Annotated in this window: 15 protein-coding genes; 5 read left to right on the top strand and 10 right to left on the bottom strand. The window is 71.3% G+C overall.

The window, feature by feature from the left end; all coding sequences use genetic code 11:
• Positions 1–9 precede the first annotated feature (9 nt).
• Genes OHS57_RS30845 through OHS57_RS30825 form a run of 5 tightly spaced genes read right to left on the bottom strand, consistent with a single transcriptional unit; the run spans position 10 to position 8,661 of the window.
• Entirely contained in the window at positions 10–3,105 is a 3,096-nt protein-coding gene (locus OHS57_RS30845) for an alpha-mannosidase (RefSeq protein WP_328584017.1), read from the bottom strand.
• Positions 3,098–5,080, bottom strand: coding sequence for a DUF2264 domain-containing protein (locus OHS57_RS30840; protein WP_328584016.1), 1,983 nt, complete (start codon positions 5,078–5,080; stop codon positions 3,098–3,100). Before OHS57_RS30840 ends, OHS57_RS30845 begins: the two co-directional genes overlap by 8 nt.
• The gene (locus OHS57_RS30835; protein ID WP_328584015.1) at positions 5,077–6,696 is read right to left on the bottom strand and encodes an extracellular solute-binding protein; all 1,620 of its coding nucleotides are present in this window, start codon (positions 6,694–6,696) and stop codon (positions 5,077–5,079) included. Before OHS57_RS30835 ends, OHS57_RS30840 begins: the two co-directional genes overlap by 4 nt.
• A 46-nt stretch (positions 6,697–6,742) precedes the next feature.
• A complete protein-coding gene (locus OHS57_RS30830; RefSeq protein ID WP_041992672.1) occupies positions 6,743–7,684 on the bottom strand; it encodes a carbohydrate ABC transporter permease in 942 nt (313 codons plus the stop codon).
• Positions 7,681–8,661: an ABC transporter permease gene (locus OHS57_RS30825; RefSeq protein WP_078863773.1), complete on the bottom strand. Its 981-nt coding sequence runs from the start codon at positions 8,659–8,661 to the stop codon at positions 7,681–7,683. Before OHS57_RS30825 ends, OHS57_RS30830 begins: the two co-directional genes overlap by 4 nt.
• 294 nt (positions 8,662–8,955) lie before the next feature.
• Here OHS57_RS30825 and OHS57_RS30820 point away from each other — a divergent pair, with 294 nt between their 5' ends.
• Entirely contained in the window at positions 8,956–11,199 is a 2,244-nt protein-coding gene (locus tag OHS57_RS30820) for an ROK family protein (protein ID WP_328584014.1), read from the top strand.
• A 38-nt stretch (positions 11,200–11,237) separates the two neighbouring features.
• Here the strand turns inward: OHS57_RS30820 and OHS57_RS30815 are convergent, their stop codons facing one another.
• Positions 11,238–12,239, bottom strand: a complete 1,002-nt coding sequence (locus OHS57_RS30815; RefSeq protein WP_328584013.1) for a hydroxyacid dehydrogenase — start codon at positions 12,237–12,239, stop codon at positions 11,238–11,240.
• A gap of 304 nt (positions 12,240–12,543) precedes the next feature.
• Between OHS57_RS30815 and OHS57_RS30810 the strand changes: the two genes are divergently transcribed.
• Positions 12,544–13,437 (top strand): RNA polymerase sigma factor SigF, encoded by an 894-nt coding sequence (locus OHS57_RS30810; RefSeq protein WP_041992667.1) that lies wholly within the window; start codon positions 12,544–12,546, stop codon positions 13,435–13,437.
• Between the two features lie 117 nt (positions 13,438–13,554).
• Complete coding sequence (locus tag OHS57_RS30805; RefSeq protein WP_328584012.1) at positions 13,555–13,857, top strand: hypothetical protein; 303 nt, start codon at positions 13,555–13,557, stop codon at positions 13,855–13,857.
• Between the two features lie 37 nt (positions 13,858–13,894).
• Here the strand turns inward: OHS57_RS30805 and OHS57_RS30800 are convergent, their stop codons facing one another.
• From OHS57_RS30800 to OHS57_RS30790, 3 genes are all read right to left on the bottom strand, one after another.
• A complete protein-coding gene (locus OHS57_RS30800; RefSeq protein WP_328584011.1) occupies positions 13,895–16,924 on the bottom strand; it encodes an alpha-mannosidase in 3,030 nt (1,009 codons plus the stop codon).
• A 184-nt stretch (positions 16,925–17,108) separates the two neighbouring features.
• Entirely contained in the window at positions 17,109–19,232 is a 2,124-nt protein-coding gene (locus OHS57_RS30795; RefSeq protein ID WP_041992656.1) for a phage holin family protein, read from the bottom strand.
• A gap of 122 nt (positions 19,233–19,354) precedes the next feature.
• Positions 19,355–19,759 carry a hypothetical protein gene (locus OHS57_RS30790; RefSeq protein WP_328584010.1) on the bottom strand — a complete coding sequence of 135 codons (405 nt, stop codon included), beginning with the start codon at positions 19,757–19,759 and terminating at the stop codon, positions 19,355–19,357.
• 208 nt (positions 19,760–19,967) lie between these two features.
• Here OHS57_RS30790 and OHS57_RS30785 point away from each other — a divergent pair, with 208 nt between their 5' ends.
• Complete coding sequence (locus OHS57_RS30785) at positions 19,968–20,759, top strand: MBL fold metallo-hydrolase (protein WP_041992649.1); 792 nt, start codon at positions 19,968–19,970, stop codon at positions 20,757–20,759.
• Positions 20,760–20,770: 11 nt separating this feature from the next.
• Positions 20,771–21,421, top strand: a complete 651-nt coding sequence (locus tag OHS57_RS30780; protein ID WP_041997105.1) for a DedA family protein — start codon at positions 20,771–20,773, stop codon at positions 21,419–21,421.
• On the opposite strand, the gene OHS57_RS30775 is transcribed toward OHS57_RS30780, so the two are convergent.
• Positions 21,401–22,432: an MBL fold metallo-hydrolase gene (locus OHS57_RS30775; protein WP_328584009.1), complete on the bottom strand. Its 1,032-nt coding sequence runs from the start codon at positions 22,430–22,432 to the stop codon at positions 21,401–21,403. The two genes, OHS57_RS30780 and OHS57_RS30775, sit on opposite strands and share 21 nt — an antisense overlap.
• Positions 22,433–22,451 lie beyond the last annotated feature (19 nt).

Here is a 22,451-nt window from a genome sequence, read left to right as displayed (position 1 = left end):
GGGCGTCGGCTACGCCGCGCGCAGCCGCAGGGTGCGGATCTGGAACGGCCGCAGCCGCAGCTCGGCCGACGCGTCGTCGGCGCCGAGGGTCAGCTCGCGCTCCGGGGTCTCCAGCAGGTCGCAGTCGAAGACGCCGGCCAGCGGGAACGTGGCCGTGAGCGTCGCGCGGGCCGCGCCGCCGCACGCCTCGTAGAGCCGCACGATCACATCGCCGCTGCGGTCGTCGGCGAGCTTCACCGACTCGACGGCGATGTCCTGGTTGTCGACGGTGACCACCGGCGCGCCGCCCGAAGCCGCCGGTCGCAGCGGCAGGTTGAGCGCGTACCCGCCGGCCACCGCCTCCTCGATCCCGGCGCCGGCGACCAGCGCGTAGCTGAAGGTGTGCCGGCCGCGGTCGGCCTGCGGGTCGGGGCTGTGCGGTGCGCGGAGCAGCGAGAGCCGTACGGTCGTGGTCGTCCCGCCGTCGGGCCGGGTGTCGCGGCCGACGTCATGGCCGTACGTGGAGTCGTTGAGCACGGCGGCGCCCCAGTGCCGCTCGCCGACATGCACCCAGCGGTGCGCCCACAGCTCGAACCGGGCAGCGTCCCAGCTGGTGTTCTCGTGGGTGGGCCGCTGCACATGGCCGAACTGGATCTCGGAGCGCTCGTGCTCCGCGTGCACGTCCAGCGGCCAGGCCGCCTTCAGCACCGTGTCACGCTCCTGCCAGTCGATGTCCGTACGGACCGTCAGTTGCTTGCTCTCGGCGCCGAGTTCGAGGCGCTGGACGATCCGTGAGGCGCCGAAGGCGCGCTCGACACGTACGGACGCGAACAGCGGCCCGCTCTCGGCGAGTTCCACCGACTCCGCCGTGTCGAGGTCGGTGACGACATCGCGGTAGAACCGGTCGATGTTCCAGGCGCTCCACAGGTTCGGGTCGTCCGGGTGCAGTTGGAGCAGGTTGCCCGCCGCGCCCGGTGCGATCGACTCGCGCCCGGCGGTGTGGTCGTACACCGACCTGACCAGCCCTGCGTGGTCGATCCGTACGGTCAGCAGGCCGTTCTCCAGGACGATCCCGTCGGCCTCGGTCCGGGTGGTGACCGGGGTCGTCGGTTCGCCGACCGTGCCGCCAGCGCCCAGCGCCGGGGTGTCGGCGAGGACGGCGAGGCGCCCGTCGGACAGCCGCTGGGCGCCCGGCACTTCGGGTCCGCCGGCCGGCAGGAGCGCCACCTCGCGGCGGGCGTACGGGCCCGCGTTGAGCAGCCGCGGCCCTTCGGCCCCGGCCAGCGCGCCGGCCGCCTCGGCGATGATCTCCTCCAGCTCGGCGCGCACCTCGCCGTAGACCTGCTCGGCCTGCTGGTGCACCCAGGCGATGGACGAGCCGGGCAGGATGTCGTGGAACTGGTTGAGCAGCACCCGCTTCCAGACGGACTCGACGCGCTCGTACGGGTAGGCGGCGCCCGCCTGTACGGCGGCGGTCGCCGCCCACAACTCGGCCTCGCGCAGCAGGGCTTCGCTGCGGCGGTTGCCGCGCTTGGTACGGGCCTGGCTGGTGTAGGTGCCGCGGTGGTTCTCCAGATACATCTCGCCGCGCCACACGGGCAGGTCGGTGTACTCGGCGCGGGCGGCGGCGAAGAACTCGGTGGGCGGGCCGACCTCCACCTTGGGCGAGCCTTCCAGGTCGCGCAGCCGGCGCGCCTTCTCCAGCATGGAGCGGCTGGGGCCGCCGCCGCCGTCCCCGTAACCGAACGGGGCGAGTGACCGGGTCGCGGATCCCTTGTCCTTGAAGTTGCGCTCCGCGTAGGCCACTTCCCTGCCGGTGAGTTCCGCGTTGTAGCTGTCGACGGGCGGCAGATGGGTGAAGATGCGGGTGCCGTCGATGCCTTCCCAGTCGAAGGTGTGGTGCGGCAGCTTGTTGGTGTCGTTCCAGGAGAGCTTCTGGGTGAGGAACCACTTCGCCCCGGCGAGCCGGGCGAGTTGCGGGTAGGCCGCGGTGTAGCCGAACGAGTCGGGCAGCCACACCCCGTCCTGTTCGATGCCGAACTCCTCGGCGAAGAAGCGCCGTCCGTAGACGAGTTGGCGGGCCATCGCCTCGCCGCCCGGCAGATTGCCGTCGGCCTCGACCCACATGCCGCCGACCGGGACCCAGTTGCCCGCGGCTGCCGCCTTCTGCATCCGGCTGAAGATCTCCGGGCGCTGCTCCTTGATCCAGGCGTACTGCTGCGCCGACGAGCAGGCGAAGACCAGTTCCGGGTACTCCTGGGCGAGGGTGGTCATGTTGGTGAAGGTCCGCGCGCACTTGCGCATGGTCTCCCGTACGGGCCACAGCCACGCGGAGTCGATGTGGGCGTGCCCGACGGCCGTGATGGTGTGCGCCGAGGCGTGCGCGGGCCGGGACAGCACCTCGGTCAGCCGGTCACGCCCCGCCTGCGCGGTGTTCGCGACATCGGCGGGGTCGACGGCCTCCAGGGCGCGGTGCAGGGCGCGCAGGATCTGGTGGCGGCGGGTGGCGCCCTCGGGCAGCTCCCGCATCAGCTCGTCCAGCACCTCCATGTCGTGGATGAGGTGCCACACCGCCTCTTCCCGCACGGCGATCTCGGCGCTCTCCAGCACATACAGGTGTGCGTCGCCCGCCGTCTCCCTGGAGCCGAAGTGGGTTCCCCTGGCCTGGCTGCCGGAGATGTTGGGGTTGGCGGCCAGTTCGACCAGCAGATTGACGGCTTCGCCGCCGGTGGCGCTGTTCGACAGGAGCACACTGCGGTTGTACGGGTGCAGGCCCTGGAGCGGTGAGCCGTGCGCGTCGTGGACGAGGCCTTCGGCCTGGCCGCCGGGGCCCCGGGTCAGGTCGAAGCCGAGGTCGAATACGGCCTCGACGCGGCGTCCCGTCCACTCGGCGGGGATCTCGGCGGTGGCGCGCAGCCAGGTGGTCGACCAGGGGCCGCCCCAGCTCTCGCCGGTCTTCATCGGACGGTAGTCGGCGACCAGCGCGTCGGCGACGGGTACGGGTTCGCCGTCGACCTGCCAGGCGTCGAGGGTGAGGGAACGGGCGTCGCTGTAGAGGGCCGGGCGGAGCTGACGCTCCAGGAACTTGGCTATGCGACCCTCGACGAGTTCGCGGTCGTCATGCACGGTGCGGGTCCTTCCACAGGGCGTCGGCGCCGGTGGGCGCGGGCAGCCGGACGGCGTCCAGGGTGCCGTCGGGCCAGGTCACTTCGGCCACCACGTCGGGGCCTTCGAAGCGGGTGGTCAGCCGGGGCAGGTCGGCCTGCCGCAGCGCGTCGCCGCCGAGGTGCACCGCCGCCGCGTACGGCGTGGCGTAGGCGACGGGGCCTTGCGTCCACAGCACGGGGGTGGCGGAGCGGGCGCCGAGCGGGTTGCTGTCGGTGGCGTGGTGGATCTCGGCGGCGGCGAATCCGTCGAGGGCGACGACGGTGGACCGTACGCCGTTGTCACCGGTGACGGCGGCGCTCGGCCCGTCGCCGAGCGTGCCGGTGCCCGTCCCGGGTCCGGGCTCGGCGGGTACGGGCAGCGCCCAGCCGCCGGCCCGCAGCCGCCAGGGTCCTTCGCCGTCCTCCTCTGCCGCCGGGTCGACCCGGGCGATCCGGATCTCGACGGCGCCGCGCAGTACGGAGGCGACGGTGACCCAGGGCCCGGTGCGGTACGGGCAGTCGGGACCGCCGAAGGGGTCCCAGGTCTCCCGCTCCGGCCAGTGGGCGCGGCTGCGGGAGACCCCGGTGGCGCCCCGGACGGAGATCCGCCGCAGCGGGCGGCGGTGGGCCGCCCGGCCGTCGGCGTCCACGAGGGTGACCGTGGAGTCGACGGGGCCGCCGGTGGGGTCGGCCGGCATCTCGGGCGCGGCGTGGGTGGCGTAGCCGAGCCGTGCGTAACAGGGGTCGTCGGAGTGCGGCCGCGCCGGATCCGCGTGGTCGCCGCCGTGGTTGACGACGCGTACCACACCGTCCGACGCGGTGCCCGACAGCAGCCAGCCCGGCGCGGTCAGGGTGCGGGCGAAGTCGCCCTGCTCGACGGCGAGCGGGCGCTCCTCCTCGGTCCACACGGGGTGGTCGGGAGGGAGCAGCAGTCCCGCGAAGCCCTTGCTCGCCCAGTAGGGCGAGGCGGGTCCCGAGTAGACCTGGAGCAGGCCGCGGAAGGGCCGGTGCCAGCCGAGGGTGAGCACGCCCCGGTCGTCGGTCGCGCCGTGCGCGGTGAAGTGGTCGAGCATGTGCGACGCCAGCCTGCGGGTCTCACCGGGGGCGATGGGGGTCGCGTCGAAGAGCGCACCGGTCCACACCGGGGCCAGCGCGGCGAGGCGGTAGGTCATGGAGCGGCCTTGGATGAGCGGCGAGCCGTTGCCGCCTTCCAGCAGCCGCTGGTCGGCGAGGAAGCGGCGCAGCCGGTCGCGGTAGCGGTCGAGCAGTCCCGCGGGGGCGGCGTCGCCGGAGATCCGGCAGAACCACAGCGGGTACAGGTGCATGGCCCAGCCGTTGTAGTGGTCGAAGTTGCGGTGCTCGCCGCCGGTGAGCCCGTCGGAGTACCACCCTTCGTCCGCGTACCACTGGTCGGTGACCTCGACGGTGCGGTCGAGGTCTTCCTGGCGCCAGCTGCCGCCGGCGCCGCGGGCGAACGCCTCGGTGACGGCCTGGAACCAGACCCAGTTGTTGCCCGGCATGTCGGTGCCGACCATCAGCCCGAGCCAGTCGAGGACCTGCTGCTGGACCCGCCGGGAGAGCCGGTCCCAGATCCACGGTCGTGTCTCGTGCAGGGCGAGGGCGATCGAAGCGGCTTCCACCTTGGCCTGGTTGGACTCGGCGAAGGTGGGCCAGCGCTCCGGACTCGTCGGGTCGGTACCCGCGGCGAGCCCCGCCGCGTACCGCTCGGCGAACCCGTGCGGGTCGGCGCCGCCCGCCCCGGCCAGCCGGAAGCCGGCCAGCAGGAATGTGCGGGCGAATCCTTCGAGGCCGTCGCTCCAGACGCCGTTGGCGCTCGGGACGCCGGGCAGGTTCAGCAGCGCGTGCTGCTCGGTCGCGTACGGCCTTACGGACAGCAGCAGTTGGTCTGCCGTCCGCTCCCAGTGGGCGCGGTCGGCCGCGGGGGTACGGGTCATCGGTGGAGGTTCTCCCAAGCCTGCTCGTATTCGGCGCGAATCTTGTCCCCGGCGTCCTTGCGCCATTTCTTCATGATGCCGTCCCACTGACCGACCGGCAGCCGGCCCTGCATGATGCCCTTGCGCTGGTCGTCGAGGACGGTCTTGAGCGCGACGCCGATGGTGCCGTTGGTCGCCGAGTACAGCGGTTCGGCCGGGTTGGGCATCAGGACCGGGATCGCGGCCTTCTGGAACGCGTACTGCACGGGGACGATGTCCGGCTTGGCCGGGTAGTACAGCACCTGCGGCGCGTCGGTGGTGAAGATGGTGGGCAGGTTGACCTCGGACTGGCCCTTGGGGGTGAGGATCGGGTCCGGCCCGTGGAGGGTGTGGTCGTCGCCCTGGACACCGTATTTGCGCAGCAGGTATCCGTCGGTGCCGAACGGCGCGGCGAGCGCGTTCATGGCGCGCAGGATCTGCTTGATCCGCTGCTTGGGCGCCTTCTTGAGGATGAGCACGGCGTAGTTGGCCGAGCCCTGCCACTGCACACCGGGACCGCCGTCGAAGCCGGGCGCCATCATGTAGCCGAGTTCGAAGTCCTTGGTGCCGGCGGCGTAGGTGGTGTAGAAGTCGTTCCAGGCGGCGGGCGCGTCGGGGTTCAGCGCGATCTGGCCGTTGCCGAACCAGTCCTTGACCTTGCCCACGACGCTGTAGGCGTCGGGGTACATGACACCGGCCTTGGTGAGCCGGCGCACCGCGTCGAGCGTCTGCTTGGCCTCTTCGGTCTCGAAGTAGTAGGTGAACCTGCCGTCCTTCACCCCCCATTGGTTGGGCCCGTGCAGCATCTGCATCACGAAGTCGAAGGCCGTGATGGGGTCACCGAGCGCGTAGCGGCTCTTCTTGGGCTCCGTGAGGTCCTTGCAGAGCTGCATGAACTCCTTGAAGTTCTTGGGGTTCGGGTCGAGGTCCTTCTCCTTGAGCAGATCCATCCGGGTGTACATCGGCCCGCCGGAGAGCATGCGGGGCATCGGCAGCCCGTAGATGCCGCCGTTGTTGACGGTGGGCGCCCAGGAGGCGGTGGGGATGTTCGCCAGGTAGGGGTAGTCCCGGATGTTGTCGCCCGACAGATGCTCGGTCAGGTCCTGGAACAGTGCCGCCAGCATCTGCGGCCGCTGTGAGGCGCTCTGCAGCAGCATCAGCATGGCGTCCGGCAGGTCACCGCCCGCGATGGTGACGGCGAACTTGTTCGGGTAGTCGCCGACCGGCGTGATCTGGTAGTTCAGCTCGGTGCCGACGGACTTGTTGAGCTTGTCCCACATGACGTTGCGGTCCGCGGGCGGGGGCACCGGGTTGAAGATCAGCGTCATGATGTCGATGCCGGGCCCCTTGGCGGGCGGCCCATCGGGCAGCGACTTCACCGGGTTCGCCGGGTAGTGCAGATAGCCGGGGGTGATGCCGGCGTTGGAGCTGGGCATCGAGGTCGGCACGCCCTTGTACGGAATGTACGTGGGCAGTTCCACCTTCGCGTTGGACGCGGCGGGGATGTTGATGCCGTCCCCGCAGCCGGCCAGGGCCAGGCCCGCCGCCGCGCCGCCGACTCCGGTGAGGAAGCCCCGGCGGCTGAGTGCCGAGTTCACGGCAGTCTCCTCTCGTGTGGTGCTGGACGGGTGGGAGTGCGACTGGTCATCCCTTGACCGCCCCGACCATCACGCCCTTGTTCATGTGCCGCTGCAGGAAGGGGTAGACGATCACGATCGGCACGATGGAGAGCACGAGGATCGCCGCCTGGAGCGACTGGGTGGGGGGCAGCGGCGCACCGGCGGCGGCCGCGACCTCGCCCGCCCCGAGCTGGGAGTTGTTGACGACATACGTCCTGAGCACCATCTGCATGGGCCACTTCGACGCGTCGTTGATGTAGAGCAGCGCGTTGAAGAACGCGTTCCAGTACGTCACCGCGTAGAACAGGCCGATCACGGCGACGGACGCCTTGGACAGCGGCAGCACGATCCTGCGCAGGATGGTCAGTTCGGAGGCGCCGTCGATACGGGCCGCGTCGATGAGTTCCTTCGGCAGGTTCATGAAGAAGGACCGCAGCACGATCACGTTGAAGCCGTTGATCATGGTGGGCAGGATCAGTGACCAGTAGCTGTTGATCAGATGCAGCTGCTTGATCATCAGATAGCTGGGGATGATGCCGGGGGCGAAGAGCATCGACATCAGCAGCAGCATCAGCACGGGCTTGTGGCCGAAGCTGCCGGGCCGGCTCAGCCCGTAGGCCAGGGTGATGGAGCAGAGCAGCGCCAGCGCCGTGCCGACGACGGTGACGCCCACACTGACCAGCATCGCCTTGGAGACCAGACCGCCCTGGAGCAGCGCCTGGTAGGAGACGAACGAGGCGTGGTCGGGCCACAGGACGTAGCCGCCGGCGGCGTTGACCTGCTTGGCGTCGGCGAGCGACGTGGAGATGATGGCGAGGAAGGGCAGCAGCACCAGCACGACGCAGATCAGCAGGATCAGCGACTTGAAGGCGCGCCACGGCGGGGTGCCGGGGGTCTCGCCCGGGATGGCGCTGTACGCGCGCTTCGGCCTGCGGCTCACCGGCCGGGTGGGTGACAGCGTCGTCATGAGCGGTACACACCTTCCTCGCCGAAGAAATGGGCGATCTTGTTGGCGCCCAGGACGAGCACGACGCCGACGACTCCCTTGACCAGGCCGACGGCCGCGCTGATGCCCCACTGGCCCGCGATCAGGCCGTTGTTGTACACGTACGTGTCGAGCACTTCGCTGTTCTCCAGACCCACACCGCCCTGCTGGAGCAGGATCTGCTCGAAGCCGACGCTCAGCGCGTCGCCGAGCCGCAGGATGAGCAGCAGGATCACCAGGCCCTTGAGGGCCGGCAGTGTGACGTGCCAGGTCTGCCGCCAGCGGCTCGCGCCGTCCACCGCCGCCGCCTCGTACAGGTTCTGGTCGACGCGGGAGAGCGCGGCGAGGAAGAGGATCGTGCCCCAGCCGGTGTCCTTCCAGATGACCTCGGAGGTCAGCAGTGTCTTGAACAGCTCGGGGTTGCCGATGATGTTCCAGCTGCCCATCTCGTGGGCACGCAGGAACAGGTTGAGCAGACCTTCGTTGCCCAGCATCTGCTGGAAGAGCGAGACCACCACGACCCAGGACAGGAAGTGCGGCAGGTACAGGACGTTCTGCACCCACTTCTTGATCCGCTCACTGACCAGGCTGTTCAGCGCGAGGGCCAGCAGGATCGGTGCCGGGAAGACGAACACGACCTGGATCAGGGTCAGTTCGAGTGTGTTGACCAACGCGTGGACGAAGGCGGCGTCGCCGTTGAACAGCACCTTGAAGTTGTCGAAGCCTGACCACGTGCTGTGCATGATGCCGATGAACGGCTGGTAGTTCTGGAACGCGATGACGTTGCCGAGCAGCGGTATGTAGTGGAAGACGAGCAGCACCACCGCACCCGGTATGAGGAACCAGAACATCGCCATGTCGCGCTTGCGCCGGGGGTCGCGCCGCCCTGTGCGGCCCTCCCCGGTGGGCGGCGGCTCCGCCGCTTCCGGCCGTGCGGCCGGTTGATCGAGCGTGGTCATAGCATGAAAGCCCTTTCATCAAGGTACGGGCGTCTCCGGGCAGCACCAAGCCGGCGATGATTATGTAAATCCAATGGATTGCCTTACGTCAATGCTTCGAACAGGTAAATCCTGCCGGGCAGCGCATCGGCTCAACGTGCCAGGACCCTGCCGTGCCATCGTAGAAAGCGCATTCCGACACCGGGGTGTACGGTGTCGCCGAAGGAGGCGCAGGTCCGCGCGCAGGCGCCTCCCGGCCGGGCTGACGGCCAGTAAGTACTTTTACAAATGACGGCGCGCCTGTTGGATGGGGCCATGCATCGAGCAACTGACTTCTCCCTGACCGCCGATGAGCTGGACGAGCTGCGGTCGTGGGCGGAAGCACGCGAGGACAGATCCGTGCGGGTGCGCATAGTGCGGGACGCCGCCGCCGGTGTGTCGGTGTCGGACAGCGCCCGCGCGCTCGGCGTGTCCCGGCCCACGGTGACCGCCTGGCGCCGCCGTTACGCGGCGCGCGGCATCGCCGGGCTCGAACATCAGCCGCGCAGTGGGCGTCCGCCGAGGATCGACGAGGCGGACGTCATCGCGACCACACTGGCGGGGCCGCCGGCGCCGCAGCACACCTGGTCCGCCCGGTCGCTCGCCGACCACCTCGGGCTTTCGCACACCGCGCTCAGCAGGGTGTGGCACCGCTGGGCCACGTCGCAGGGCGTCCTCGACGGGCCCGTACAGCTGCCGACGGTCCCGCCGCTCGGCGCACACCGGCCCGAACTGCTCGCCGTGTGGACGCAGCCGGGCGGCGCGGCCGTCGTCGTCCTCGCGGAGAGCGACCGGGCGGGGCAGCGGCACACACCGCCGGCGCGGGCGGAGGAGCGCCAGTCGCGGTACGCGGCGCTGGCCGTCGGACTGCGCCAGATCCACCGGCGGAGCGGCGTCGAACCGGCGGACGGGGCCGGGGGCGTTGGCGTTGGCGTTGGCGTTGGCGGGGACGGCGGATCCGGGGGCGGTGTGGTTCCCGTCGCTCCGGCCGGACATCCACCGGTCGGCGAACGGCTGCGGGTGCTGGCGGAGACGTACCCCGGCCGCGCCCTGTCCGTGATCGCCTGGGGGGTCGACGGCGGGCAGCTCGGCACCGACCGGATCGCCCGGCTGCGGCCGAGCGCGTCCATGGGCTGGGCGGGGACGGTCGGTGTCATCGCCCAGCTGGAGCTGCTGCACCATCCGCACAAGGCGCGCCGGGTCCTCGACTCGCTGACCGAGTCCGCGCGGGTGTACTCCGCCACGGCCACCACCGAGCCGTTCTTCTGGCAGCGCCCCGGCGACGGCAATCCGCAGCCGCCCTCGACGCGCGTCGCGCACCGCGCCTTCGACCAGTTGGCGCTCGGCTCGTTCAACGAGAAGCTGGTGATCGAGTCCATCCGGGTCGCCGGCGCGCTCAGCCGGGTGGAGATAGCCGAACAGACCGGGCTCACCCCGCAGGCGGTCTCCCGCATCACCCGCAATCTGCTGACCGCGGGATTCCTCACCGAGGACGCGCGCCGCTCGGCGGGCAAGGGCAAACCACGGGTGCCGCTGCGGCTGCGCCCCGACGCCGCCTGTGCGATCGGGATCCATGTCGACCCGGAGATGATCACGCAGGTGGTGGTCGACCTGTGCGGTGGCGTACGGGACCGCAGACAGCTCGCGCTGACGAGCCGCCGCGACCCCGAGTGGTGCATCGCGCAGATGGTCCGGATGGCCACGGAAGCGGTGGAGGCCGTGCGGCCCGTCACCGCGAGCCTGCTCGGGGTGGGGGTCGCCGCGCCGGGCCCGCTCGACGTCAACGCGGGGCTGATCCTCGATCCGCCGCTCTTCGAGGGCTGGGGCGAGGTGCCGCTGCGCGCGGAGCTGAGCCGCGAACTGGGGCTGCCGGTACTGCTGGAGAAGGACGCCACGGCTGCGGCCGTCGGTGAGCGCTGGCTCGGCGCGGCCGAGCGCGCCGGCGACTTCGTCTATCTGTATCTGGGTGCGGGCGCGGGCAGTGGCGCCTTCCTGAACGGCGACATCTTCCGTGGCTCGTCAGGCAACGCGGGCGAGTTCGGCGAGCTGTGCGCGCTCACCCTCGGCAAGCTCACCCCGGAGGGCGGCCCGCAGATGATCCCGGAGTGCGCGCCCATCTCGGCCGTGATCGAGAAGGCAGCCGGCGCGGGACTCGTCGTCGAGGGGGACGGGGCGTACGAGGCCGTCTGCGCCGCCGCCGCGGGCGGCGACACACGCGCGGTCGACGCGGTGCGGGAAGTGGCGCGGGTGGTGGCGCGCGGCGCGGTCGGGATGACCGACCTGTACGACACCGATCTGCTGATCGTCGGCGGTCCCGCGGTGACCCCGGAGGTGGCGGACCTGTATCTGTCGGAGATCTCGGCGGCCGTGAACCGCTTCCCCGTGGCGCGGCGGGTACGCGAGGTGCGGGTCGCCTTCTCGACGCTCAACGACGCGGCGGCGGCCGTCGGTGCGGCGTCCAGCGTCTTCCACACCACCTTCGCGCCTCGGCTGCGCACCCACGCGCGGTTCGGTGGCTGACGGCCCCGCGCCGCCGTCAGCCACCCGCACGTCCCGGCTCAGGCCAGCCGGGGCATATCGGCCTTGCCCAGGCCGCCCCGGAGCGGTTCTCCCGCGAAGTACCGCTCCACCTCGGCGACGGCGTAGGCGCCGAGCCTGCGCACCTCGCTGCCCTGCGCCCCGGCGATGTGCGGGGTCACCAGCACGTTGGGCAGGGCGAGCAGCGGATGTCCGGCCGGAAGCGGCTCCGGGTGGGTGACGTCGAGGTAGGCGTCGAGCCGTCCTGAGGCGCATTCGCGGGCCAGCGCCTCGTTGTCGACGAGCGCGCCGCGCGCGGTGTTCACGACACTGCCGCCGTCCGGTATCAGCGCCAGCATCTCGGCGCTCACCATGCCCTCGGTCTCGGGGAGTTGCGGCGCGTGCACGCTCACGACGCTTGACCCGCGGCACAGTTCGGCCAGGTCGACCCGCTCCACACCGAGTGCGGCCGCTTCCGCGTCGGTGACGTACGGGTCGGTGAGCAGCAGCCGGTACCCGGCGTCCGAGGCGCGCAGCGCGGCGATGACGCGGCGGCCGATCCGGGAGGCTCCGACGATGCCCACGGTCCTGCCGTCGGCCCCGGCCCGCTCCTGGGTCGAGGGCCAGCCGCTCCCGTAGCCCGCGGCGGCGCTGAGGGTCCGCTTCGCGCCGAAGGTGATCGCCGCGAGGGTGAAGGCCACGACGGGACCCGCGTTGGCGTCCGCCGCCGACGAGACGACGATGCCGCGCTCCCAGAGGGCGTCGCTGACCACCGGCTTGACACTGCCCGCGGCGTGCACGACGGCCCGCAGCCGGGGCGCGAGCGCCAGGAGCCCGGCGGTGAGCCGGGGGCAGCCCCAGCCACTGAGCAGGATCTCGGTCTCGGCGAGCGTGGCGCGGACCGCCGGGTCGCCCGGCGGTCCTGTCAGCGACGTCGGCGCCAACCGCACACTGCGGGAGAGCCGTTCACGCAGATCCGCCGGCAACACCAGGTCGGCCACTGCCGGGTCGACGGCCAGGGCCGCGATCGGTCGATCGGTCACGTGCCGGTCCTTCTCTCGGGGATCTCAGGAAAATTCATCGTGCTCCAATAAATCCAATGGATTGCCTCACGTCAACGCATCGACGGCCACATCCGGTCGCGCGCAAGGCCGTTGGACAGGGGCCGCCTGCGGAAACCCGCTCCCGGCGATCAGTTGGAGACCGCCCCGAGTGGCAGGTAAGTACTTTTCCCTGCAAGGGATAACGGGAATCCGCGCCACCGAATCGCGGACCTGTGGTGAATGAGCGTGTGCTCAGCGGGCAGAAGGGCTCCTGGACGATCCGCTTGCTCGGGAGGGTGATGTCATGACGACCAGCACTGTGCACGCTGCCAGGACGGAGCAGGCAGAAAGTGCCGTGGCGTCGGGGCCGGTGGAAGCGGCGGACGCACTGCCGCAGATCGACGACCCGGGCAAGATCGCCCCGAGGGACGCGCGCGCCCTGTCGAAGCTGTTCTTCGACCAGCTCCAGGTACTGGAGGAGGGCACGCCCGAGTACCAGTACGCCAGGAACACGCTGATCGAGATGAATCAGTCCCTGGTGCGCTTCGCGGCGAGCCGGTTCCGCAACCGGGGCGGCGGCGAGATGGAGGACATCCTCCAGGTCGGCACCATAGGCCTGATCAAGGCCATCGACCGGTTCGACCTGTCGCGCGAGGTCGAGTTCACCTCCTTCGCCGTCCCGTACATCGTCGGTGAGATCAAGCGCTTCTTCCGGGACACCAGCTGGGCCGTGCATGTGCCGCGCCGGCTCCAGGAGCTGCGGGTCGAGCTGGCCAAGGCCAAGGAACTGCTCGCCACCCGGCTGGACCGGGACCCGACCGTCGCCGAACTCGCCGCCATGCTCGGCATCGAGGAGAGCGACGTCGTGGAGGGCCTGGTCGCGACCAACGGCTACACGGCGGGCTCGCTCGACATGCCGACCGGTGACGAGGGCAAGACCGGCGCCAACAGCCGCACCTTCGCGGACATCCTGGGCGAGCCCGACCCCGCCATGGAGAAGGTCGAGAATCTGCACGCCCTGGCCCCGCTGCTGGAGCAGCTCGACCCGCGCGAGCACCGCATCCTGGAGATGCGGTTCGGCCGGGAGATGACCCAGTCGCAGATCGGCGCCGAGCTGGGCGTCTCGCAGATGCATGTGTCCCGGCTGCTGAACCGCATCATCGCGCGGCTGCGCGAGGGGATGCTCGTCGAGGAGTAGGCGCCTCGCGCCGCTCCGCACGCCCCGCCTCCCCAAGCGCCCCGCGCCTGCGCCCCGGATTGTCAGACCCCTCGTCCAGACTTGAGGGTCCGACAGATTCATGGGGAGGAAGCCGAAATGACCAGTACGTCCAGCACGACCCACGCGTCCGGTGAACGCACAGCGGCCAGGGCCTACCTCAGGCTCCTGGCCGCTGTGCGTGCCGTCCTCGACGACCCCGCCCAGGCGTCCCTGGCGGCCCCGCTGCTCGCGGCCCCGATCGCCGAGGCCGACGAAGCCCTGGGCGCGGCGGGGCTGGCGGGGAACGAGCGGGAGTTTCTTCATCTCGTGGCGCATCAGGCCCTGGGTGAGAGCCCAGGGCCTGTTACGGACGAAGACGACGCGGGCGGATCAGGCGGACCCGGCGGCCGGATCCACTGAACCCGACCGCCGGCTCCCCGTCACCGTCCGATGCGCGTCAGACGCGGGTCAGACGCAGCGTGATCAGCTCGAACGGCCGCAGGGACAGGGTCACGGCCCCGTTGTCGAGCTCCGGCCTCGGTACGTCGGCCAGCGGCCGCTCCAGCAGGTCCGTCACGGCGATCCCGCCGACCCCGAGGTCCACCCCGACCCTGGCCCTGGCCCGGCCGCCGTGCGACTCGTAGAGCCGTACGACAAGGTCGCCGCTCTCGTCGTCGGCCAGCTTCACCGCGCTGACCACGACCGCGTCGTTGTCGACGGTCACCAGCGGGGCCACCTCACCGGTGCCGGTGACCCGGCGCTCAGGCAGGTTGATCAGGTAGCCCTCCCTGACGGCGTCGCCGATGGCGGCGCCGGGCACGAGCGCGTGCCGGAAGGTGTGCACCCCCTGGTCGGTCTGCGGGTCGGGGTAGCGGGGCGCGCGCAGCAGCGAGACCCGGACGGTGGTGGTCGTGCCCGCGTCGGCGGCCCGGACCGTACGGGTCACGTCGTGTCCGTACGTCGAGTCGTTGACGAGCGCGACCCCCCAGCCCGGCTCCTCCAGCTGGACGAAGCGGTGGTTGCACGCCTCGAACTTGGCCGCCTCCCAGCTGGTGTTGGTGTGGGTGGCGCGGTACACATGGCCGAACTGGGTCTCCGACGCGTACCGCTCGGCGTGCACGTCCAGCGGGAAGGCCGCCTTGAGGAACTTCTCCGTCTCGTGCCAGTCCACCTCGGTGTCGATGTCGAGCCGCTTGGCCCCCGGTGCGAGGGTGAGCAGCTGCGTCACCTTCGAGGCGCCGAAGGTGCGTACGACCCGGACGGCCGCCGACTCCCCTTCGAGCGGGGTGAGTTCGTCCAGCTCCGTCAGATCGGTGACGGTGTTCCGGTAGAACGAGTCGACGTCCCAGGCGTCCCACTGGTTGGGGAAGTCGGGGTGGATCTGGAGCAGGTTGGCCGCCTCGCCCGGCGCGACGCTCTCCCGCCCGGCCGCGATGTCGTAGGCCGACACCACAAGACCCCGGCCGTCGATCTCGACCCGCAGCAGCCCGTTGTCCAGCACATGGCCGCCGCCCTCCCGGGCGCGCAACTCCGTGCCGCCGGACCCGGTGACCGGCCCTGCGCCGCCCGCGGCGACTCCGGCCCTGGCGTGCGGGGCCGCGTTGAACACCAGGGCCGATCCGCCGGACGCCTCGCCTGCGAGCGCGCGCTGCGCCGATTCGATGATGCCGGTCAGCTCGGCGGCGACGGCGTCGTACGTCTTGCGGGCCTCACGGTGCACCCAGGCGATGGACGAGCCGGGCAGGATGTCGTGGAACTGGTGGAGCAGGACCGTCTTCCAGATCCGGTCCAGTCGCTCGTACGGATAGCTCGCGCCGGTCCGTACGGCGGCGGTCGCCGCCCACAGCTCGGCCTCGCGCAGCAGGTGTTCGCTGCGCCGGTTGCCCTGCTTGGTCTTGGCCTGGCTGGTGAGCGTGGCGCGGTGCAGTTCGAGGTACAGCTCACCGACCCACACCGGCGGGTTCGCGTACTCCGCCTCGGCCTTGGCGAAGAAGTCGGCCGGGGTCTCCCACTCGACCGTGGCGGAGCCTTCGAGACTGCGCAGCCGCGCGGCCTTGGCGATCATCTCGCGGGTCGTACCGCCGCCGCCGTCGCCGAACCCGGTGGGCGCGAGGGAGCGCCGGGCGACGCCCTTCTCCTTGAAGTTGCGGGCGGCGTGGGCGATCTGCGCGCCGTCCATGACAACGTTGTACGAATCGATCGGCGGGAAGTGGGTGAAGATCCGGGTGCCGTCGATGCCTTCCCAGTTGAAGGTGTGGTGCGGGAACTTGTTGATCTTGCTCCAGGAAATCTTCTGGGTGAGCAGCCACTTGGACCCGGCGGCCTTGATGATCTGCGGCAGCCCCGCGGCGAAGCCGAAGGTGTCGGGCAGCCACGCCTCGTCGTTCTCGATGCCGAACTCGTCGAGGAAGAAGCGCTTGCCGTGCACGAACTGCCTGGCCATCGCCTCGGAGCCGGGCATGTTGGTGTCCGACTCGACCCACATGCCGCCGGACGGCACGAACCGGCCGTCCGCGACCGCCTTCTTGACCTTCGCGTAGACCTCGGGGCGGTGCTCCTTGATCCAGGCGAACTGCTGCGCCTGGGACATCGCGAAGACGAAGTCCGGCTCGTCCTCCAGCAGGGCCGTCATGTTGGCGGTGGTGCGGGCGACCTTGCGGACCGTCTCACGCAGCGGCCACAGCCAGGCGGAGTCGATGTGCGCGTGGCCGACGGCGCTGATGCGGTGCGCCGTCTCCTGCGCGGGCGTGGCCAGTACGCCGGCGAGCTGGGCGCGGGCGGCCTCGGCCGTACCGTTCACGTCCTGGAGGTCGATCACGTCGAGCGCGTGGCTGACGGCGCGCAGGATCTCCCACCTGCGGCCCGCGTCGAGGGGCAGCTGTTCCATCAGCTCGCCCAGCACTTCCAGGTCCTGGATCAGGTTCCAGACGCACTCGTCGAGCACGGCCAGTTCCATCCGGCCCAGCGTGTACTGCGGTTCGCTGCCGGCCGTCTCGATGTCGCCGAGCGGTGTCGGTTCGAAGGGGTTGCCGCCGGAGTGCACGTTGGGGTTCGAGGCGGCTTCGATGTGCAGCAGCACCTCTTCGCCGCCGGCCGCCGGCGCGCCGACACGCACCCACTGGTTGCGGGGGTTGAGGCCCTTCACCGGGCTGCCGTCGGGGCGGTAGACGAGCCCCTCGCACTGGAATCCCGGGCTGGTCTCGTTGAAGCCGATGTCGAGGAGGGCCTCGACGGTGCGGCCCGCCCACTCCTGGGGGACGGTGCCGGTGACCCGGAACCAACTGGTGCCCCACGGGGCGCCCCAGCGGTCGCCGGTGGCGATGGGCGCGGTCGGCCCCGCCAGCCCTTCGTCCACCGGTACGGGCTCACCGGGTGCGGTCCAGACTTCGACGTCCAGCGGTATCGACTCGGGGTAGACAGCCGGCCTGATGCGCTCCTGGAGGACGCGCTTGAGGCGAGCTTCGACCAGGCTGCGGTCGTCGTGCATGAGGGAGAGCTCCTGAATGACGGAAGTGTGCGGGTTTCCGGCCGGTGCTGGTGGCGTCGGAGACGATGTACATCCTTCTCCGACCCTACGCACTCCGAAACACGCTGTGCCACACCTCGCGTTGTTTTTGGCTCCTCAGCAAACAAAAGAAACGGGGAGCACCCGTGCGGCGCCGGCGGTGTCGTCAGGCCGACTCCGTGGCCTCCTGCGGCACCTCATGGGCCAGCGGTCTGATCGCGGGTCCCAACGGCACCTGCGGGCCGCCCCCTTCGCGCAGCCAGCGCCTGAGCACCAGATGCACCCGCTCGGCGCCGACGAGTTCCGTACCGTCCGGCACGGGCGCCGAGAGCACGAGCGGTGACAGCAGGAACGCCGTCGACTGCTGACCGCCGAGCCCGCCGTGCGAACCGATCTGCTCCTCGAAGGCGTGTACGCGCCCGGTCGCCGGGTCGTACATCGAGTTGACCATGATGTCGGCGACATGCGGGAAGCCGTCCGTGCGCCGCACGGCGTCGGCGGCGCCGCGCCCCATCGCGGCGAGCGGCCCCTCGTGGTCGCGGAGTTCGGCGACGGGGACCTCGACGCCCTGCGGGCCGAACACGAGCGAACCGTGCTCCTCGCTGCGCACCAGCAGGAAGCCGATCCCCGGATGGCTGGCGAGGGTGCGCAGCAGCGCGGGGTGGCGCCGGTCCAGCTCCTCGCGGCTCATCCGCCCGGGCACGTCGGGGAACGAGATCAGCGCCAGATTCCCGGAAGCCAGCACGATCGGCTCCGAGTCAGCCTCAGGACGCTGCTCGCCCGCCTCACCCGCCTCGCCGTCGCGCAACGGCCGGTGCAGCGCGGTGCGCACCGCGCGCCGGGCGGCGTACCTGGCCTCGGCGCCGCTCCTGGTCCGCTCGGCCTTGCGCGAGACAGGCAGCCCGCAGCCCGCCCTGACCAGGTCCTTGAGGGTGAGGCCGTAGACCCCCTCGAAGGTCTCCCCCGGGCTCTGACCGTGGTCGGACAGCAGCACGATCCGGTACGTACGGGGTGTGTACTCGGCGATCTTGGCTATCAGGCCGACCGAGCGGTCCAGCCGGGCCAGCACCCGCACCGCGTCCCTGCTGTGCGGTCCCGAGTGGTGGGCCACCTCGTCGTACGCCACGAGGTCCGCGTAGACGGCGGCGCGGCCCGCCAGCATGTCGCCCATGACAGCCGCGACCACCACGTCCCGTTCGAGGACCGTGGCGAAGGCCCTGATGAGCGGGTACAGCCCGCCGCGGCCGACCCGGGGCCGGTCGCCGCGGATCCGCGCCCGGGTGGACTGGCCTATCTCGCGGCCGACTTCGGCGACGAAGGAGACCGCCGTACGGACCGCGTTGGCCGGGTCGGAGAAGTACGCGAAGTAGCCGTCGCGCGAGCGGTTGGACTTGCCGCGCCTGGCCGCCATGGACAGCACCAGCGCGAGCTGGTCGGCGCCGCCGCTGAAGAGATTGCCGCGGCTCGCGCCGTCGAGGGTGAGCAGCCCCCCGTCGCCGGTCCGCTCGATGGCGCGGCGCTGCAGCTCGGCCGCGCTGGCCGGGCGGTTGCTGACCATGATCTGGCCTGTGTCCTTCTCGTACCAGCGGAAGGCCGGGGCGTCGTGGTTGGAGCCGTGCAGGATACCGAGCTGGCTGGCGCCTGTCTGGCTCGACCAGTCGGTGCGCCACGGCGTCAGCCGGTGGGTGGGCCGCTCGCCGAGCCAGCGCGCCACCTGCGGCATGCTCCCGTTCGCCACCGCGTCCAGCAGTACCTGGTGCCCCACCCCGTCGAGTTGGAGGAAGACCGTGCCGGGCGGCCCGCCGTGGCCGCCGTCCTCACCGCTGCGGCGCCGCCGCCGGTCGGCGAGCCGGGAGAGCCTGCGCCGGTACGCGCCGTCGTCGCCGACGGCGAGCGCGGTCGAGGTCGCCGAGGCGACGGCGGACATCACGGCCGCGACCACGATCGCGTTCTCCGGGTTGGCGGCTCCCCTGCCATCGGGGATGAGCCGCAGCGCTATCAGCAGCAGCGAGCCGTTGAGGAAGAAGACCAGCAGCCCCAGCACGAGCGCGGGCACCAGCAGCAGCGCCCTGACCAGCAGCGGCCAGACGAGCGCGCTGAGCAGCCCGAAGGCACCGGCGCCCCAGCCCGCCGTGACGGCCGTCCTGGTGGCGCTGTCGCCGTCGTCGGACTGGAGCTGGAAGTCGGGCAGGATCCCGGCAAGCGCCAGCATCGTCAGGGTGGACACCGCCCACACCACGACCACGCGCAGCAGGGCCTTGCCCGCCGTCCGCCATCGCCCTCGGAGCACCGCTCTGCCACCTCACGTCCGGGCCCGCACGGGGTGTCCGGGCTCGGCACAAGACTGACACAACGGACCGACACCCAGGACTGCGCGCCGGTCCGTCCGCCCGGAGCCCGGCCCCGCGCCGGTCAGCGGCCGGTGAAGCCGCCCGCCGGCAGCGTGAGTCTGCGGTGCACCTCGGCCTTCATCCCCGCGTCGTACGACGGCTCGTCCAGGCTCACGGTCTCCAGCAGTACGCCTCTGCGCTCGCATTCGGCGAAGAAGGCCGCGGGTGAGGTGAAGGCCCGGTCGAGCACCCGGTGGTTGGGGGCGACGAAGACGTCCACGAACCCTTCGTCCACGTCGACCCACAGTCCGCGGTGGTCCGGGCGGAGCTGGTAGGCGGTCAGCTGCCGGGTGAGGACATAGCCCTTGTCCTCGGCCCACCGGGCGCACATCGCGTGCTGGCCGTGGGAGTCCACGAGGAAGGGATCGGTGTCCAGCTCCTCCAGCGGGGTCAGGCTGGCGATCGCCGCCACTCTCACGTCGCCCATGTCCGTTCCGTCCCCCCGGCAGTCACCTACGACTTGGTGCGCCGACCCTACTCCGCCGGTGACCCCGTGAGGGAGGCGTGAACCAGGCACCGGAGGCGCATTTCCGGTACGCACGCGGATGAGCGGGGAGCGCCGGCCGGGGCCGTCCCCGTACGCTGACGGCCTGGCCGCGCGAAGGCGGCCCCTGGGATCGGAGCTGAGGTCGAGGGTGGGAACTGTCATCACCTGGTGGGGTCATGCCACCTGCACGGTTGAGGACTCCGGGGTCCGGGTGCTGACCGATCCGCTGTTCGTCCAGCGGCTGGCGCATCTGCGCAGGCGCCGGGGACCGCTGCCGCCGCCGGAGGCGACGGTCGCCGACGCCGTGCTCGTCTCCCATCTGCACTCCGACCATCTGCATCCGCGCTCGCTCTCGCGGCTCACGCCCGGCACCCGGCTGATCGTCCCGAAGGACGCGGCCCGCTCGGTGCCCGCGCTGCGCAGGCTCGACGCCCGCCGCAACCCGGCGGGACTGCGGATCACCGAGGTCGAGGCGGGGGACGAGGTCGAACTCGGCGCGCTGCGGGTCCGGGTGGTGCCCGCGCACCACGACGGCAGGCGGCTGCCGGTCGGACCGCAGCGCTCCCCCGCGCTCGGCTACGTGATCAGCGGTGAGACCCGCACCTACTTCGCCGGTGACACGGGGCTCTTCGACGGGATGGCCGACGCCGTAGGACCGGTCGACGTGGCCCTGCTGCCGGTCGGCGGCTGGGGGCCGCACCTCGGTCCCGAGCATCTGGACGCGGCGCGTGCGGCGCAGGCGCTGGCCCAGCTGGCGCCCGCCGCGGCCGTGCCCGTCCACTACGGCACGTTCTGGCCGATCGGGATGGACGGGATCAGGCCGCACGAGTTCTACACGCCGGGCGACGAGTTCGTACGGCGCGCGGCGCGGCTGGCGCCGGACGTGACCGTGCATCTGCTGCGGCACGGCGAGAGCATGCGGCCGGAGGTCGCCCGGTGATCGACCAGCTGATGTCGCAGCTGCCACCGGAGTCGACCCAGCAGGCGGTCGGCTATCCGTCGGTCTTCCTGCTCGTGACGCTCGGGGCGCTGGTGCCGGTGGTGCCGACCGGGGCCGTGGTGAGTTCGGCGGCCGTGGTGGCCTTCCACCAGACGGCCCCGCTGTCGATGCTGTACATATTCCTGGTCTCCGCCTTCGCCGCCTTCCTCGGCGACATGGCGCTGTACTGGCTCGGGCGGCGCGGGGTCGGTTCGAAGAACGGCTCCCGGTGGCTGGAGAAGATCAGGGAGCACGCCCCGCCCGACCGGTTGGAGCAGGCGCAGGCCAAGCTCCAGGAGCACGGGGTGGCGGTGCTGGTGCTGTCACGTCTGGTGCCGGCCGGACGGATCCCGGTGATGCTGGCGTGCCTGCTGGCGAAGTGGCCGATGCGCAGGTTCGCCCGGGGCGACGTGCCGGCCTGTCTGGCCTGGGCCGCGACGTACCAGCTGATCGGGATCCTGGGCGGCTCGCTCTTCCCCGAGCCCTGGCAGGGCGTGGTGACGGCCGTGGTACTGACGGTCGTGCTCAGCGCCGCGCCCACGCTGTGGCGCAAGCTGCGCGGTCCTTCCGGGGACGCGGAGGGACCCGAAGGGCCGGCCGGGTCAGGGCACCAGCAGGCGTGAGGCGCCGACGGGGAGGTCCCAGAGCTGTTCGCGTGGCCGCCCCGTGCGCTCCCAGGCGGCTCTGACCCGGGTGAGCGGTTCGAGCACCGGTTCGGCGGAGAGGACGAACGTCGCCCAGTGCATCGGGGCCATGTTCCGGGCGCCGAGGTCGTCGCACGCCTGGACCGCTTCCTCGGGGTCGGTGTGCACGTCGCTGAGCCACCAGCGCGGCGCGTAGGCGCCGATCGGCAGCAGCGCCAGGTCGATGTCGGGGTGACGGGCGCCGATCTCCTTGAACCAGTGGCCGTAGCCGGTGTCTCCCGCGAAGTAGACCCGCCTGCCGTTGGGGTCAGCGATCACCCAGCCGCCCCACAGGGTGCGGCAGGTGTCGGTGAGGGACCGCTTGGACCAGTGGTGGGCCGGTACGAAGTCGAAGCGGACGCTGCCGCCGCCGGCGGCGGGCAGCTCGGCCGACTCCCACCAGTCGAGTTCGGTGACCCGGGTGAACCGGCGCCGCCTGCACCAGCGGGCGAGCCCCGCGGGGACGAACAGCGGGGTGTCGCGCGGCAGCCGTTTGAGCGTCGGTGCGTCGAGGTGGTCGTAGTGGTTGTGGCTGATGACGACGGCGTCGACGGCGGGCAGGTCGTCCCAGGGGATCCCGACGGGGGTGATCCTGGCGGGTGTTCCGAAGATACGGCGGGACCAGACGGGGTCCGTGAGGACGGTGAGGCCGCCGGCCCGGATCACCCAACTGGCGTGCCCCGCCCAGCTGACGGCGACCGTGCTGGTGTCCACCACGGGCAGCGGACCCGGCGCGTAGGGCAGGTGCGGGATGTCGCGGAGCCCGTCGGCGCCCGGTCTGACCGCGCCTTCCCTGGCGAGTCTCGCCATCCCGAGGACGCCGGGCAGCGGTGCGGTCAGCCGGTCGGCGAAGGACCGTGGCCACAGCCGGTGTTCACCGACGGGGCGCGGCGGGGCGCCGGTGAGGCCGGTGCGGTCCGGCAGACCGGTCTGTTCGCCCTGTTCCGTCATCGCAGGCTCCGTTCAACGG

Origin of the sequence: Streptomyces sp. NBC_00370 (assembly GCF_036084755.1) — a bacterium.
GTDB lineage: Bacteria > Actinomycetota > Actinomycetes > Streptomycetales > Streptomycetaceae > Streptomyces.
Note: the sequence above shows the minus strand (reverse complement) of the source record. Positions and strands in the feature narration are given on the sequence as shown.